At 53.4% G+C, this 14,921-nt stretch carries 14 protein-coding genes; 6 read left to right on the top strand and 8 right to left on the bottom strand.

Features of this window, described 5'->3' with window-relative positions:
* Positions 1–10: 10 nt before the first annotated feature.
* From tolB to GCD22_RS18800, 4 genes are read right to left on the bottom strand one after another with little or no spacing between them, the layout of a single operon-like run.
* Positions 11–1,279, bottom strand: a complete 1,269-nt coding sequence (gene tolB / locus GCD22_RS16430) for a Tol-Pal system beta propeller repeat protein TolB (RefSeq protein WP_031576011.1) — start codon at positions 1,277–1,279, stop codon at positions 11–13.
* A 19-nt stretch (positions 1,280–1,298) separates the two neighbouring features.
* Positions 1,299–2,468 (bottom strand): D-alanyl-D-alanine carboxypeptidase family protein, encoded by a 1,170-nt coding sequence (locus tag GCD22_RS16425; RefSeq protein WP_081577634.1) that lies wholly within the window; start codon positions 2,466–2,468, stop codon positions 1,299–1,301.
* A gap of 27 nt (positions 2,469–2,495) precedes the next feature.
* A complete protein-coding gene (locus GCD22_RS16420) occupies positions 2,496–4,001 on the bottom strand; it encodes a Do family serine endopeptidase (protein WP_031576023.1) in 1,506 nt (501 codons plus the stop codon).
* A 12-nt stretch (positions 4,002–4,013) separates the two neighbouring features.
* Positions 4,014–4,142 carry a hypothetical protein gene (locus GCD22_RS18800; RefSeq protein WP_254892802.1) on the bottom strand — a complete coding sequence of 43 codons (129 nt, stop codon included), beginning with the start codon at positions 4,140–4,142 and terminating at the stop codon, positions 4,014–4,016.
* 263 nt (positions 4,143–4,405) lie between these two features.
* Here GCD22_RS18800 and mrdA point away from each other — a divergent pair, with 263 nt between their 5' ends.
* The 3 genes from mrdA (at position 4,406) to GCD22_RS16405 (ending at position 8,174) form a co-directional block, all read left to right on the top strand.
* The gene (gene mrdA, locus GCD22_RS16415; RefSeq protein ID WP_153940866.1) at positions 4,406–6,253 is read left to right on the top strand and encodes a penicillin-binding protein 2; all 1,848 of its coding nucleotides are present in this window, start codon (positions 4,406–4,408) and stop codon (positions 6,251–6,253) included.
* A 368-nt stretch (positions 6,254–6,621) separates the two neighbouring features.
* Entirely contained in the window at positions 6,622–7,869 is a 1,248-nt protein-coding gene (kch, locus tag GCD22_RS16410) for a voltage-gated potassium channel protein (protein ID WP_031576029.1), read from the top strand.
* Positions 7,866–8,174, top strand: coding sequence for a superinfection immunity protein (locus tag GCD22_RS16405; protein WP_024893103.1), 309 nt, complete (start codon positions 7,866–7,868; stop codon positions 8,172–8,174). The genes kch and GCD22_RS16405 overlap by 4 nt, the downstream gene beginning before the upstream one ends.
* On the opposite strand, the gene GCD22_RS16400 is transcribed toward GCD22_RS16405, so the two are convergent.
* Positions 8,155–9,270: a septal ring lytic transglycosylase RlpA family protein gene (locus GCD22_RS16400; protein WP_031576031.1), complete on the bottom strand. Its 1,116-nt coding sequence runs from the start codon at positions 9,268–9,270 to the stop codon at positions 8,155–8,157. The genes GCD22_RS16405 and GCD22_RS16400 overlap by 20 nt on opposite strands.
* A 225-nt stretch (positions 9,271–9,495) precedes the next feature.
* Between GCD22_RS16400 and GCD22_RS16395 the strand changes: the two genes are divergently transcribed.
* On the top strand, positions 9,496–11,241 hold the full coding sequence (locus tag GCD22_RS16395; protein ID WP_024893105.1) for a peptidoglycan D,D-transpeptidase FtsI family protein: 1,746 nt from the start codon (positions 9,496–9,498) through the stop codon (positions 11,239–11,241).
* Here GCD22_RS16395 and GCD22_RS16390 read toward each other — a convergent pair.
* Both GCD22_RS16390 and GCD22_RS16385 read right to left on the bottom strand, forming a co-directional pair.
* Positions 11,238–11,780 (bottom strand): hypothetical protein, encoded by a 543-nt coding sequence (locus tag GCD22_RS16390; RefSeq protein ID WP_153940865.1) that lies wholly within the window; start codon positions 11,778–11,780, stop codon positions 11,238–11,240. The genes GCD22_RS16395 and GCD22_RS16390 overlap by 4 nt on opposite strands.
* 19 nt (positions 11,781–11,799) lie before the next feature.
* On the bottom strand, positions 11,800–12,174 hold the full coding sequence (locus tag GCD22_RS16385; RefSeq protein ID WP_010639269.1) for a YMGG-like glycine zipper-containing protein: 375 nt from the start codon (positions 12,172–12,174) through the stop codon (positions 11,800–11,802).
* Positions 12,175–12,388: 214 nt separating this feature from the next.
* Here GCD22_RS16385 and GCD22_RS16380 point away from each other — a divergent pair, with 214 nt between their 5' ends.
* The gene (locus tag GCD22_RS16380; RefSeq protein ID WP_031576036.1) at positions 12,389–12,775 is read left to right on the top strand and encodes a hypothetical protein; all 387 of its coding nucleotides are present in this window, start codon (positions 12,389–12,391) and stop codon (positions 12,773–12,775) included.
* Between the two features lie 170 nt (positions 12,776–12,945).
* Positions 12,946–13,518 carry a GTP-binding protein gene (locus GCD22_RS16375; RefSeq protein ID WP_031576039.1) on the top strand — a complete coding sequence of 191 codons (573 nt, stop codon included), beginning with the start codon at positions 12,946–12,948 and terminating at the stop codon, positions 13,516–13,518.
* Between the two features lie 17 nt (positions 13,519–13,535).
* On the opposite strand, the gene GCD22_RS16370 is transcribed toward GCD22_RS16375, so the two are convergent.
* The gene (locus GCD22_RS16370; protein ID WP_306670500.1) at positions 13,536–14,768 is read right to left on the bottom strand and encodes an IS256 family transposase; all 1,233 of its coding nucleotides are present in this window, start codon (positions 14,766–14,768) and stop codon (positions 13,536–13,538) included.
* Positions 14,769–14,921: the final 153 nt, after the last annotated feature.

Below are 14,921 nucleotides of genomic sequence, written 5' to 3'. Positions count from 1 at the left end.
CCGCAGGGGCTCAGCGCGGAGCCCAGGCCGGTTCATTAGTCTGCCCGGCAATAGGCAAAAAATGCAGGCCTTTGCCGTTGATGGCTACTTCACCCAATACCTTCTGACCACCACGATGGGTGGCAAAAACAATCATGCGACCATCACGGGCAAAGCTGGGATGCTCGCAGTTGCCACCGTCATACAGCATCTGCACGCCACTGCCATCGGGCCGCATTTCCGCCAGGGAAAGCACGCCACGATAGGCATGCACAAAAGCAATCCAACGACCATCCGGGGCGTAAGAGGGCGAGACATTGTAGCCTCCGGAATAGCTCAGGCGCTGAATGTGGCTGCCATTCGTCCGCATCTGATAAATCTGGGCGCTGCCCTGACGGTTGGACACAAAAACCAGATGATGGCCACCGGGTGACCAGCTGGGGCTGGTGTTGACGGTTCCGGTGCGGGTCAGTACCTGTTCATGACCAGTTTGCAGATTTTCCCGCACCAATTCGGTGCGGCCGCGCTCCCAGACCTTGGCGAAGGCCAGATACTGACCATTGGGCGAAAAGGCCGGGGCGCTGAGCGCCGTGCCCTGATCGGGAACCTGATGACGCTGACCACTGGCGAGATTCTGAATGTAGATCACCGAGTGCCGATGCCGGTAGGTCACATAGGCCAGTTGTCGACCCCGGGGGGACCATGCCGGAGAAATAATCGGAATTTTACCCCGTAAAATGCTGTGCGGATTCCAGCCATCGGACTGGGCAACGTCCAGATCGTAGTGGCTTCCCTGCTGATTCACATAGGCAATATGGCTGGCAAAAGGACCTGGTTCACCGGTGATCTGCTGATAAAGCAGATCGGCTACTTCCTGACCGACCATGTGATAGCCTTCTGCATCACTGACGTAGCGCCGTCCGGCCAACATTTTGTGGGTGATCAGACTGACGGCATCTGCATCGACCACATAGCCGCTGCTGGTTGGATGCACTTTACCGACTACCATGGCCAATGCCCCGGTTTTTTCCCATTGGGCGACGTTGATGGTGGCGGCGGAATGCGGGTCGTCCGGATAAAGCGCGGGGTTGATGACCGAAAAATAGCCACTGTGTTGCAAGTCGTAGCGCACAATGCTGGCAATATCCGGCTGACCTGCTGGTCCGGAACCAAAAGATGGAACCGCCACGGGCGCCGAACTGCTGACGGCCTTGCTGATGTTGACGGTGAGGGCGCTGGCGCTCAGTGGTAGGGCGCTTAGTGCCATGAGCAGGGCGATACGACGAATAGGCCATTGCATGGAAGGCTCCTGGTTTGTTCTATAAGGATTGTTTGACGCGGTTCCACAAACTGCCAAAGGTGCCTGCCGGTTTGGCGGCATCGGCCGCAACCAGATCGGTTTTTCCCAGGACTTTGCCGTTCAATGACACGGTCATCTCACCAAGCTTCTGGCCTTTGGCAATACCCATGCTGCCAATTTTCTGGTAAGTCACCTGGGTTTTCAGATCTTTTTCAGCACCGGTGGGAATCATGACGTTCAGGCTTCGGGCGACGGTGACGGGGAGTTTGTCGGGGTCGAGGCTGGTGTCACTGTAGGTGCCCACCATGCTTCCGGCTTTGGTCACGGTGTGATCGGTGGTGAAGCGGTAACCATAATCCAGCAGGGCTACGACATCGTTGACCCCGCTGGGCCAGTTGGGAGCGCCCATGACTACGGCAATCAGGCGACGGCCATTGCGTACTGCAGTGGTATCCATGCAGTGTCCGGCAGCGTTGGTGTGTCCGGTTTTCAGGCCGTCAATGTCGGGATGTCCGAAAAGGGCCGGATTCCAGCTGCGTTGCTTGATGTTGTTGTAGCGATAATATTTTATTTTGGAAATGTTGATGACCTGGGGGTATTTGGCAATCAGGTCCCGGGAAATCATCGCAATATCCAGGGCGGAAAGATGCAGATCCGGGGTCGGAAGCCCATCCACGTCACCATAATGTGCACCGGGTAAGCCCAGTTTGGTCGCCGTGGCATTCATTTCATCTACAAAACTGGCGCGACTGCCTGCCACGGCCTGGGCCAGTGCCACCGCCGCGTCGTTGCCGGAGTCAATAATCAGTCCGTGCATCAGTTGATCAACGGTAACGGGGAGGTTGGGCTGAATGAACATGCTCGACCCGCCCGTGTGCCAGGCTACCCGGCTGACATGAATGCGCTGATGCCAGTGCAGGGTTCCGTTGGCCAGAGCGCCGTAAGTCAGATAAGCCGTCATCAATTTGGTCAGGCTGGCGGGGGGTAACTGCAGGTTGGCATCTTTTTCCGCAATAATCTGGCCTGTTTGGAAATCCATCAGCACATAGCTTTTGGCATCTGGTATGGGTGGTGGGGGGGGCATCAACAGGTTGGTACCCGCAAAGGCGGTGCCACCCGTCATCAGGGTGGCGAAGGCAGCAAGCAAAATGAAACGGGATTTGTGCTGCAGGTACTTTTTGTGGCGCATGCGACTTCCTTATACGATGGTTAATTTTTAGTGTGCAGGGAGTGTGATCACCACGTAGAGGCTTTGATGACCCTGGCGAACCAGCAATGGAATCGGGGTGTGAGCCGGCAATTTCCGGACAATTTGCTGCAGTTGTTCCGGGCTGTTCACTTCCTGCTGGTCAATTTGCTGAATGACCATCCCATCGGTCAATCCCATTTGCGCGGCGGGGCCGGGATAAATGCTTTCAATTTCCACTCCGTGATGAATGCCCAGACGCTTTTGTGCGGCCTGACCGAGGGTGGTGACGCGCAGCCCGAGACGGCGGATATCTGCCGTTTTTTCGGCTTCAACATGGCGCATTTTGGCGGGCATGGTGCCAATGGTAACCTGCAGGGTTTCCGGTTTACCGTTATGCAAAATACCCATGGGTACCGTGGTTCCCGGAGGGGTGTCACCGACGAGGGGGGGCAGTTGTCCGACGCTATAAACGGCCTCGTGGTTGTAGGTCACAATAACGTCACCCGGCTTCAGGCCTGCCCTGGCGGCTGCTTCATGGGGGCTGACCGAGGCAACCAGTGCCCCGACCGGTTCTTTCAGATGGAGGGCCTTGGCCATTTGCGGATTCACTTCCTGAACGTCCACTCCAAGCCAGCCAAAGCGAAGCTTTTTGTGTTCTTCGAAAGCATGTACTGCACGCATCGCCGTATTGATGGGAATGCTGAAGGAAAGACCCATGTAGCCACCATCGTTGGTATATATCTGATCATTAATACCGACGACCTGGCCTTCCATGTTGAAAATAGGCCCACCCGAGTTGCCGGGGTTGATGGGCACATCACTCTGAATGAAAGGAATATATTCATCATCATGGGGCAGCGGGCGATTCAAGGCACTGACTACACCCTGGGTGACCGTATTGTAAAAGCCAAAAGGCATGCCAATCGCCAGCAACCACTGGCCTACTTTAAGGTTACGGGAATTGCCCAGTTCTACCGTGGGCAGGTTGTGGGCATTGATTTTCAGCAGCGCCGTATCATAGCGAACGGATAAACCCACCACCTTGGCCGGGTAAGCATGATGGTTGGTCAATGTCACAATAATATGATGCATACCTCGCACCACATGCCCTGCCGTCACAATATAACCATTGTGGGAAATAATAAATCCTGAGCCGAGGGCCTCCATTTTTTCTTTCTGGGGCGGGTTGGCTCCGGAAAAGCCTTGGAAGAACTGGTAGAAAGGCGAGTTTCTGGGGAACGGATCGGTAGCATTTCCTGCCCCTCCCCGAACGATTTTAGTGTCGGAGTCATCAATTTTAACGATGGCATTCCCATATTTATTGACAATGGGTGTGAAATCGGGAAGATCCACCAGTTTTTGCGGCATGGTGTTTGTTGTTGCCGGGGCAGGTTTAGCCATTGTGGCGGGTGAGCTAGTCTGACTATCTGCAGCAAAAGCCCATCCTGCCGCACCGAGTCCAAAACCCGCCGTTGCGGCTATTACGGCGACAAGTATCTGTCGTGGCTGAAAACTGAATGAACGTAAAGGCATAAACGTAGGCTCCTAATTTTTTTCAGGATGATTTTTGTCCCAATGACGCAATATCTTCTCCACCAGAATGCTGGCTGGATAAGTGAAGAGGGCGATGCCTGCCAAAATAAGCAGTATTTCCAGGACGTCAGTCATCAGCATGGAACAGAGCTGAGTTCCAACGAACAACTACAGGAATGATTACGGGTCATTAGCGGCATCTTCAAGTCATGGTCACGGTGCTGTACACGCGTCTTAAGACGTCTGCTTTTCGCGGGAAGTTCCCGGCAGCTCAACAGTAATGTGTGAGGCTTGGGGAACTTTACCCGCTATCATGACCTCTCAGCATAGCCATAAACTTTGTTAGCAGAGGCCTTTACGCCGTTGTTGTTCCCTCATTTCATAGTTATTACAGGCAGGTTTTTATGAGTCCGAACGCCGTAAGAGCCGGTCGCTTCCGGGGTCGTTTGGCTTTGGCTATTACCTTGCTGCTGCTGGCGTTTGTGTATCTGGTCTGGCGTCTGGTCGATCTGGAGGTGCTGCATTATCAACGCTTCCGGCAAATGGCTCAGGCCAATCATACGGCCATTGTCCCGGTTGCTCCGGCGCGAGGACTGATTCTTGCCAGTCATGGCCAGATTTTAGCTGCCAATCATCCGCGTTATGTGCTGGAAATTATTCCGGACGAAACAGAACATCTGCATGCGACCCTGAAGCACATTGATCAACTGCTTCCTGTTCCGAAAAAAAATATTGCGCATTTACTGCGGACCCTGGATGACAAACCACCTTATATCCCCAGAATTCTTCTGCACCGCATGAATGCCCAACAAATAGCTGCATTTTCGGTGCGCGATATGCAGTTTCCAGGGGTGCAAGTGGCCGCACAGTGGCACCGCTATTATCCCTACAAAACCCTGTTTACCTCGGTAGTCGGTTATGTCGGACCGGTCAGTGCCCGAAATCTGAAAGGTTTTGATCCGCAAAAATACATTTATCGCCGGTTTATTGGAGAAAACGGTCTGGAGTATGCGTTTGAACGTGAATTGCGTGGAAAATTCGGATATCAGATCAAGGATGTAAATGCTTTGGGCGTACCTGTGGCCAATTTGCGGAATATTGCGCCGACGCCGGGTGATAATCTCCTGACCAGTTTGCGCCTGCGGGTGCAGCGTGCCGTCGCAAGGGTAATGCGCCGCAATCATTTTCGTGGTGCGCTGGTGGCCGTTAATCCCAATAATGGTGCAGTGATCGCCAGCTACAGTAATCCCAGCTTCAATGCCAACTGGTTTGTAAATGGCATCAGCGAGGTCCACTGGCAGAGTCTGCTGCAGGACAAGGGGCGCCCCCTGTTGAATCGGGTAGCGCAAGGGCTTTATCCTCCTGGCTCCTGCATCAAGCCCTTTTATTCCATTGAGGCGCTGCAGGATCATGTTATTTCGCCCCATTTCCACACCTACTGCCCCGGTTATATCCGTCTGGGTGGTCATGTTTACTGGGACTGGTATCGCTCGGGCTTCGGTGAAACCGGTTTGACCAAGGCGCTGGCCTGGTCGGTAGACGTATTTTTTTATAAGCTGGCTATCAAAATGGGTATTCAGCGTCAGGATGCGGCTCTCTGGCGTTTTGGCTTTGGTCACCCTGCGCCCATTGATACTCCCGGTAGCGCCAACGGTTTTGTGCCGACGCCACGTTGGAAAGAAGCGCATTTTCATCAGCCCTGGTACACCGGTGATTCGGTGATTCTGGGTATTGGACAAGGCTACTTGCTGGTGACGCCACTGCAATTGGTGCGTGCCGTGTCAGCCATCGCCAATGGCGGATATTTACCCTCTTTGCATGTGGTGAGCGCACTCATTAATCCGGAAACCGGAGTGCGGCAGCCTTTAGCGACACCGCCCGCCAAGAATCTGCATATTCCTGCCTTTGCTCTACGGGCCGTGCGCAAGGGGGTGGCAGCCTGTGTAACCCGGGGAACCTGCAAAAGTATGGCAACACCGGGTTTGTCCATGGCCGGTAAAACCGGAACAGCCGAAGTGCCCATCGGTTATCACGAGGGCCGCACGATTTATAATGATGACTCACTTTTCATCGGTTGGGCGCCGCTCCATCATCCGCAAATTGCGGTGGCAGCAGTGGTAGAAGACGGTGGGAACAATGCCTGGCAGGCGCTGCCGGTAGCCAAGGCGGCTATTTTGAGTGACTTGCGTCCCAAAATGAAATTGCGGGATTTCACCAATATTGTCGTGAACCCCGCCCAGACCTTTGGTTGATCTCTTTGAACTGTTCCCGATGATTACGGTCTACTGATATACTTGACTACCAGCTTATCCAAGAAGGAATCACTATCATGTTTTATGCTACTTTTATTGTTCTGGGCGCTTTGTGGGTTGTTGCCATGTATGCGGGTATGCGGACTACTTTTGGCCCAGCTGATCCAGATGAAAACGAGCACAGTGCCTGATCAAGCAATATTTGCGGCTTTGCGTCACCCTGTGCGTAAAGCCGGTTCAACGCCTCATCTATTCGTTCACTAATTAAAGACCTGTCGGGCTTTTTATTGCGTTGATTATGTCTGTAGGGTTAGTGTTGCTGCAACGCCATTAACTGAATAAGTAAGAATAGAGCCTGAGGAACTGCCATGATTCGAATTCCTGATGTAATGCGCCTGTCTTTGCGCCAGAGGTTATTTCGATTTGCGGCCAAGGCGCGTGCGGTTTTATATCTGGATCACTGGTTTCCCCATATTCCCATGGCATTGGCTGTGGGTTTGCTGGGGGCTCTCGCTATTCTCAACGCGCTTCCCGATATGCTGCACATTTTCCCGGAGCTTGCTGAATTAGCACCTTCTACCAGCCTGACTCAGGCTCCTTTGCTTTCAGCGCTTGGCACCGTGCCCGAAGCCGTACTCGGCATCGTCCTCTTGTTAATGGCTTTTGGTTTGCTGTTCCGCTCACGTTTTTCCTGGGCGATTACGCTGATATTGGCGGGGGCCATGTTGGCCATGCTGCTCCACCATTACGGGTTGGATTGGAGCGGATTCACCATTTTCAATGCCGTCATTCTCATTGCTTTGCTGTTGTTCCGCCGACATTTTGCACACTCCAGTGTGGCGGCAGGTACACTTTTCGCAGTCATCTCCATCTTGTTGTTGATGAGTTATGCGGTATTGGGCAGTTATGTTCTTGGTGCCGGTTTTTCACCACCCATTACCAATCTGATCAGTGCCCTGTATTTTGCCGTGGTCACCATGTCGACAGTGGGTTATGGCGATATTGTTCCCAAAAGTACTGATGCCCGCTTTTTTGTAATTTCCATTATCATTCTGGGTATTACGGTTTTTGCCACCTCTATATCTGCAGTGATTGTGCCGTTACTTAATGGTCGGATGCAGCGCCTGCTCATGGGTGGTGAGAAACGCCATTATCGTAATCATTATTTGATTATTGGCGACAATATGCTTGCTCAAAATACCTATCGGGCGTTGCGCGCCCGCCATTTACGGACGCTGGTTCTGGTCCCTGCTCCCCCTGAAAACCAATGGATGGCCAATGAAGATTTAATGGTGGGTGATGCGACAGATCTGGAGGTTTTGCGGCGGGCGGGTGCTGAGTGTGCCCTGGGTATTCTGGCCCTGCGGGTGATTGATAGTGAAAATGCTTTTATCATTCTGGCCGCCAAGGAATTGAATGCTCCCGGAAAAACCGTTGCGGCTGTTCAGGATGCCAAAAATCTTGAACGATTACGTCAGATTGGTGCAGATCTGATTATTTCGCCCGATGTGCTGGGCGGAGAACTGCTGGCCATGACCTTAAGTGGCGAGGAAATGCAGGGAGACATCATTATCAACAAATTGTTTGCCGCGAAAACGGAAGGAGCAGAAGCATGAGCGCATTTCTGGGTATCGGCATTGTGCTGCTGGCGCTGATTGGTCTGGGCATCGCCGCCTTGTTTATTCATTTTGTGGTCTGGTTACTGGCGGCGGTTCTCGGTTTGCTGATTTACTTCGTGCCGAGCGTAATTGCCGCTGCTCGTCATCATGAGCATTTCCTCTGGGTGTTGGTCCTCAATATCGTCTTGGGCTGGTCCGGCATTGCCTGGGTGGTACTGATCGTTTGGGCTATTCTGGGGGAGCGCCGCTTGCCGCCCCTGAACCGGGTACGGGCTGACGCCTCTAACCCGCCTGTTCGCTGACCACAAAAGTGCCTAGCCGCAAGCGCTCCAGGCTGGATGCGTAATCTTCGGGAGCAGCTGTCGGTGCCATGGGTCCGATTTTGATTTTGTAAAGACCGGCTGGGCTGCTGGATGCTGCGCGGACCAGCTTGGCGGTGCTGATGCCAAAGTCCTGAAGTTTGCTGCGCTCACGTAGTGCACTTTGCATACCCATCGCCTGGGCCGTTTCCAGATATACCTGCTCGACTTGCGGGCTTCTGTGCCAGCTGCGCAGAACATGGGCCGTCGGCGGCGCAGAGGGCAGTGGCGCAGACTGCGCTGGCATTGGCGGTACTACCTGCGTGGGCATTGTCTGGACTGCCGGGTTGTTGCTGGCGAAAGCCTGATTGACGACTGCCGTCAGATTTTTCCGGGCATTTGCGGGAGGCGTGTAAGCGGGCAAGGGTATAGCCTGGGGAGTAGCCCGAGGAATCACCCGTTCTGGCGCTACAGATTGTGGTACTGGAGCTTGCGGCGTTGGCCTTTGCGCGACCTGGACAATCTGCGGGGTCGGGACATTGGGACTGAGAGCGCTGGGGACTACCTGGATATGTACCCGGGAAGTCCCCTGATTGAGCATTCCCAGAGCATTGGCGGCACCCGCCGACAAATCCATAATACGACTGTCTACGAAGGGTCCTCGATCATCTACCAGTACCACGATGCTGCGACCATTTTCAAGATTGGTCACCCGCACGCAGGAAGGCAGGGGTAAGGTGCGACTCGCGGCGGACAGTTGCCGGGCATGGAAGGCCGTGCCCATGGCGGTTGTGTCGCTGGAAGATTGACGATCATACCAAGAGGCGACACCGTTTTCAGAAAATCCCGAGGCGTTGTGCATCGGGTGATACCACTGTCCGTCAATTTCATAGGGCTGATTATAGGCAGCATTCAGGTCAGGAGACGGAGCGTAACAGGACTGCCCGGTTGAATAGGCGGAACTGGCCAAGGCGGATCCATAGCCGTTGCCTGAAGAAGCATGCATCTGGCCGGGCATGCTGGCACAGCCAGCCAGGGCCGCAACAGCTAGGGTAAAAGTCCCCAATCGGAAAAACGGGAATGCCTGTTTCAAGCGCATGAAAATGCATGACCTCAATAGTGTCGTTTCCGCCATTCTAGGGCAGAGTCTTCAGAAAGTTCAAGTTTGGCATTGGGTTGCCAAGCTTTTCTCATGTTCATATAGAACAGTATTTCAAATCCTGCCGTATTCCCGGAACTTTTTATCGGTACCGCCGTCTGATTCATGTTAAAACTCCATCAGAGTTCACTATGAATACTTTTACCAGCAGACAGTGCCCCGGTCATGGCTGAGACTTCCGTTAAAATATTACCCTCTGGTCGGGCGCGCTGGTTGATTATTATTCTTCTGCTCGGTTTTGCAGCCGTACTTGCCCGGGATTTGCGTTTGCAGCTATTGGAGCACCAAACCTTAAGATCTCAGGGGCGCATGCGTTATTTGCGGACCTTACCGCTGCCCAGTGAGCGTGGCGTAATCACCGCCCGAAATGGTGAACCGTTAGCGGTCAATGTCAAAGCCGTCACCATCTGGGCTGACCCGGCCATTCTGGATAAACATCAAAACCATTGGGGCGCCATTGCTCAGGTATTACATCTGAGTCCTGCCAGTTTTGCCGAAAGGGTTGCCGGGGGTGGGGCAGATTATGCCTATATTCTCCGGCAGATTCCCCCCGCATTGGGAAAAAAGCTGGATGCACTGCAGGTTCCGGGTATTTATGTGCAAAACACCAGCCGCAGTTATTATCCGCTGGGTGCCGTCACTGCCCCCCTGTTAGGTATGGTCAACCTCCAGCATCAGGGAGGGACCGGACTGGAGCTGGGCTACAATCAGTGGTTGGCGGCTTACCCCGGCAAAGAAAAGGTTCTGGAAGATGGTCACGGACAGATTGTCCATGTCGATAAAATTTTGCGCCTTCCTCGCGCCGGACATGCCCTGCAGCTCACCATCAATCCACAAATCCAGTATTGGGCCTATATGACTTTGCTGGCTGCCCAGCGTCATTTCGGGGCAAGTAACGGTTCGGCGGTAGTCATGGATGTGCGTACCGGACAGGTGCTCGCGATGGCCAGTGTTCCCAGTTGCAATCCCAATAATATCGGGAGTTGCAGCAATCCCATGGATTATGTGGATAACGCCGTCCATCAGGCTTTTGAGCCGGGATCGGTCATTAAACCTTTTGCCATTGCCGCCGCACTGGCTACGCATAGTGTGCGCCCAACGGCCCGTTTCAACGTGTCTCATCCCCTCTGGGTGGGGGGGTATCCGATTACCGATGACGTTACCCATCACATTTTGAATATTGAGCACATTCTCAAGTATTCCAGTTGTATTGGCACCGCCAAAATAGCCCTGAAGACGCCGCGTCGAGATATATATGCCATGTATCGGGCGGTGGGTTTTGGCGATGTTCCCCAAGTCGCTTTACCAGGGACGACTTCAGGCGTTTTGCCCGCCTGGGAAGGTTGGGGAAAAGCACGTCACGCGACAATTTCCATTGGTTATGGAATATCTGTGACTACCCTGCAATTGGCAGATGCTTATGCGGCCATCGCCAACGGGGGCTATCATATTCGTCCCGTGCTGGTAAAAGGGGAGCCGTTAGTCAAACGTCGGGTCATGCCTTTTTGGGTAGCCAACGACTTGCGACGCTGGTTACGCAGTGTGGCAGAGCCCAATGGCACTGGTATTCTTGCGGCGATTCCCGGTTATGCAGTAGCAGGCAAAACCGGTACGGCAGATTTAGCCAACGGCAAGGATGGTTTTTTTCATCATCGCACCAACGCGACTTTTGTGGGCTTTGCCCCGGGACGTGATCCGCAACTGGTGATGGCGGTAACTCTGCGCGACAGCGATAAATTCTGGAATTTCGGGGGGGTCGAGGCGGCCCCGGTATTCCGGGTAACCATGGAGCATGCGTTGGAACAACTGGATATTGGTCCGGAATGGTGCGGCAAATCGGTGTGCCGTCTGCGGGCGCCGGATATTACCACAGCACAGGCGGAAATCTGGTCGGAGGGCGGTGGAAACTAAGTGCCCTGCTCTTTGGCTAGCTTATGTAATTCGTCCACCCAGTTTTGCAATTTACGTAAATCGTTTCTGATCAGAATTCCCATGATCAGACAGGAAAATATCAGGACCCCCAACGCTGTCCACCATAAAAATGTGGGCATCCCAAAAATCAGGTTGACCAGAAACACTCCGGCAACTGGACCAAAAAGAAATACCGAAAGTAGCCATTCGCGCTGCAATACTTCGCGAATGGCCGATTTCCGCAAAATTTCCGGATGCAAGGCAATATTGGCATCAGCCAGACGTACCGCCACAATGTGTCCCTGCCGGACCAGCAAATCTGCATCGGTTCCGCTCGGTAGCGGCTCCATGCTTTGGCAAATGAGTGGCGTGACAGGAACGCCCTCTTCCTGCGGATGAAACTGATAACTGCGAATGCTGCCCTCGCCCGAACTGAGAATGATGCCCGGCAGGGCGAGAGGGTACTTGTCGAGGGTTTTTCCACCCTCAAGATGCCCGCCGATATGTTCTATGGCGGGCATTGCGGACGGATTATTCATCGGTGCTACAGACATAAGTCTAGCGCGGTGTGCAGGTGTAACCCGCTGGGCAGGCCGGAGGCTGTTGATACTGGGGTGCTGTTGGATTGCACACATAACCTGCCGGACAGGGGACACTGCCCTGGGGAGCTGCGTAATACCCGGGTTGCGGGGCCGGGGCTTGTTCCTGCTGCTTGGAAAGGCCATAACCTGCCAATCCCCCCAGACCTGCGCCGATCGCAGCACCCGCCAGAGGTGAACCGGTCTGGTTGCCAATGACCGCGCCAGCTACGGCACCGAGCAGGGAACCACCGGCTGTATTGGCCGTCGTACCATTGCTGGCATAAGGATTATTTGCACAGCCCGCCAGTATCAACGGGAAAGCAGCAGCTATCAACCATTTAGCAGTTTTCATGAGTGTTCAGCTCCTCTAAGCGTTTAATCATAATAGGCCAAGCCAGCATTATGGGACAAAATTACAGGGTTATGCCACTGTAGCCAAGTGCCTACAGCAGAAGTGTGGTGAAAAGCGAGGCATGGCAGATAGAGCATTGTTCCCCGGAAATTTCGGGTATATTGTACATCAAACGATCATTCTGATTAATGTCTGCTGTTTTTGGAGGAAATTTATGTCTTTTTCGTCACGCCTTGCGACGGTGTCTGTGGTCTTGGCTCTGGGGCTGAGCGGTTGTACGGCCAATTGGGCCCCGCAAGTCAATCCGGTGCCTTATTATACGTATTATCCGGCTTCACTGGCGGTGGTCACGGCGGCTGCAGAAAAGGCCTTGCCCCAGGCAGGCATGCAATTTACCGGAGCTAAACAAATCAGCCCGACCACCGTGGAAGTCCATGGCTATGATTCTGAGGGTAATGCTGTTCTTATTAATCTCACATCCAAGGGTGCTGCAGTGACCAAATTTTCAGCACGCATTGGCCTCTATGGGCATCTTCAGGAAGTTCAGCAAATAGAACACTGGATGGGGCGTTATGTAGGGCAGGCTATTAGCAAGCCATAATATACGGTTAACGGACAAATTTACCGAGATAAAGCAGGTAAAAAGCAAAGTTGCCACTAAGGCGCTGATTAACGCCAGGCCTTGGTAGGCTATACGAATGATTATGCTTGTAGTATATTGCAAAAAAATTAGTTTTAACTGATTGATGTCGCGAATGGAATCATGAATTTATGAATGACGCTCCCATAGAAAAAAAGGTTATTATTGCGGGGCATGTTGGTTCTGGTAAAACGACCGCCCTACAATCCATTTTCGGTGAAAACATGCTGAGTACGGATGCCAAGTACTCAGATGCGCTGCCTTCGGAAAAGAAAAAAACTACCACGGTGGCTATGGATTATGGGGTGATTACCTGCCCAAAAACTGATTATCGCTTGCATATATACGCCATTCCCGGGCAGGAACGGTTTCAGTTTATGTGGGAAATTCTAGGCAAAAATACCGACGGGCTGGTTGTCCTGGTGGACGCCAAACGTCCTAATCCCATCGCTGTAATTCACCTCTATCTGGACAAGATCCTGCCTTATCTGAATCGGGCCGTTGTCGTCGTAGCCCTTAATAAGCTGTCTTTGGATGAGCGAGACATTCTTAAAATGCCGCCCTACTTGCGACATGGTGATCTTCGCTTGCGCCTGACGACTACGGATGCGCAAGACCCTGATGAGGTTTTTGCACTTTTGCGTATGCTGCTGGATGAAATGGTGTTGGCAGCCACCCGAGCTATAGTCAAATCTGGTGTATGAGCATTTTCTGACATAGATCAGGCGGCGGTCTGTTGATCATCCGGCAGGGTGAGGTTAGCCGGTAAGCCATCGATAAATTTCACCCCTGCAAAAAGCTGCAGGACTTTCTCTGGAGCATAAATCCCAATCCAGCGTTTTTCAGCCTGCTGCAGCATCTTGAAACCCAATCCCAGAAAGCTGCTGCGTGATACACAGTTCTTCGTCCGGGTAGTCCGGTGGCGTACCGTAGCGAAGGTGGACTCAATGGCATTGGTGGTCCGGATATGCCGCCAGTGTTCGGCTGGAAAATCATAGAAAGCGAGCAATTCAGCCCGATCTTTTTCCAGTTTAGCCACGGCCTTGGGATACTTTGCCTGGTAATTGCGCACAAACACGTCCAGTGCTTTTTCCGCAGCCTGGCGATTGGCGGCCATCCAGATTTCCTGCAACGCTGCCTTGGCTTTGCTCTGTTGGGCTTTGGGAAGTTCGTTGAGAATGTTGGCGGTCTTATGCACCCAGCAGCGTTGCTGACCAGTTTCGGGATAGGCTTCATCCAGTGCGGCCCAAAACCCCATGGCACCATCCCCAATGGCGAGCAAAGGGGCCGCCTCCAGACCGCGCGCCTGCAGGTCACGCAGAATCTCCAGCCAGGAAGCTTTGGATTCGCGCAGGCCGTCACTGACACTGACCAGCTCTTTCTTGCCCTCTGCCGTCACGCCGATAATCACCAGCAGGCAGATACGCGGATCCTCCTCCGCACGGAGGTTCGTATAAATACCGTCTACCCACCAGTAAGCATAGCGCTTTCCCTGTAGGGAGCGGTGTTGCCAATGGGCATACTCTTGCGCCCACTCCGCCTTGAGACGTCCCAACACCGCAGGTGAAAGTCCCTTGGCCTCATCACCCAGCAAAATGGAAAGGGCTTCCTGCATGTGGCCGGAAGACACCCCATGCAGATAGAGCCAAGGTACTGTAGCGGCTACTGTTCGTGATTTGCGTACATACGGAGGCGCCAGTACCGAATTGAATTTGATCCCCGATCCTGAGCGGTCCCGCACCTTGGGTACTTTGACGGGTACCGGACCCAGAGCGGTCATGATCTCGCGCTCCGGCAGATGCCCATTACGCACGACCGCCTGACGCCCATCAACCATCCGCACCGTCGCAAATTCTTCCAGCAATACCGCCACCTCTGCCTCTATGGCCTGCTCAATCAGAGAGCGTGCCGCGCGTCGAAGTATCCCTTCAATGCCCAGACCCAACTCTCCCATCCCACCTGCTATTACGGTATTCTTTTCCACGGCGTACTCCTTATGTTGCTCTTTGAGTCGGAAACCCTTTGTAGCAACAGTACGCCACCTCATTCAAGCCAGTTGTAACGCGCCCGTACACCACTTTCGAGCATAGCTCCAGCCACCCTGCAA

This window comes from Acidithiobacillus thiooxidans ATCC 19377 (assembly GCF_009662475.1).
Lineage (GTDB): Bacteria > Pseudomonadota > Gammaproteobacteria > Acidithiobacillales > Acidithiobacillaceae > Acidithiobacillus > Acidithiobacillus thiooxidans.
Note: the sequence above shows the minus strand (reverse complement) of the source record. Positions and strands in the feature narration are given on the sequence as shown.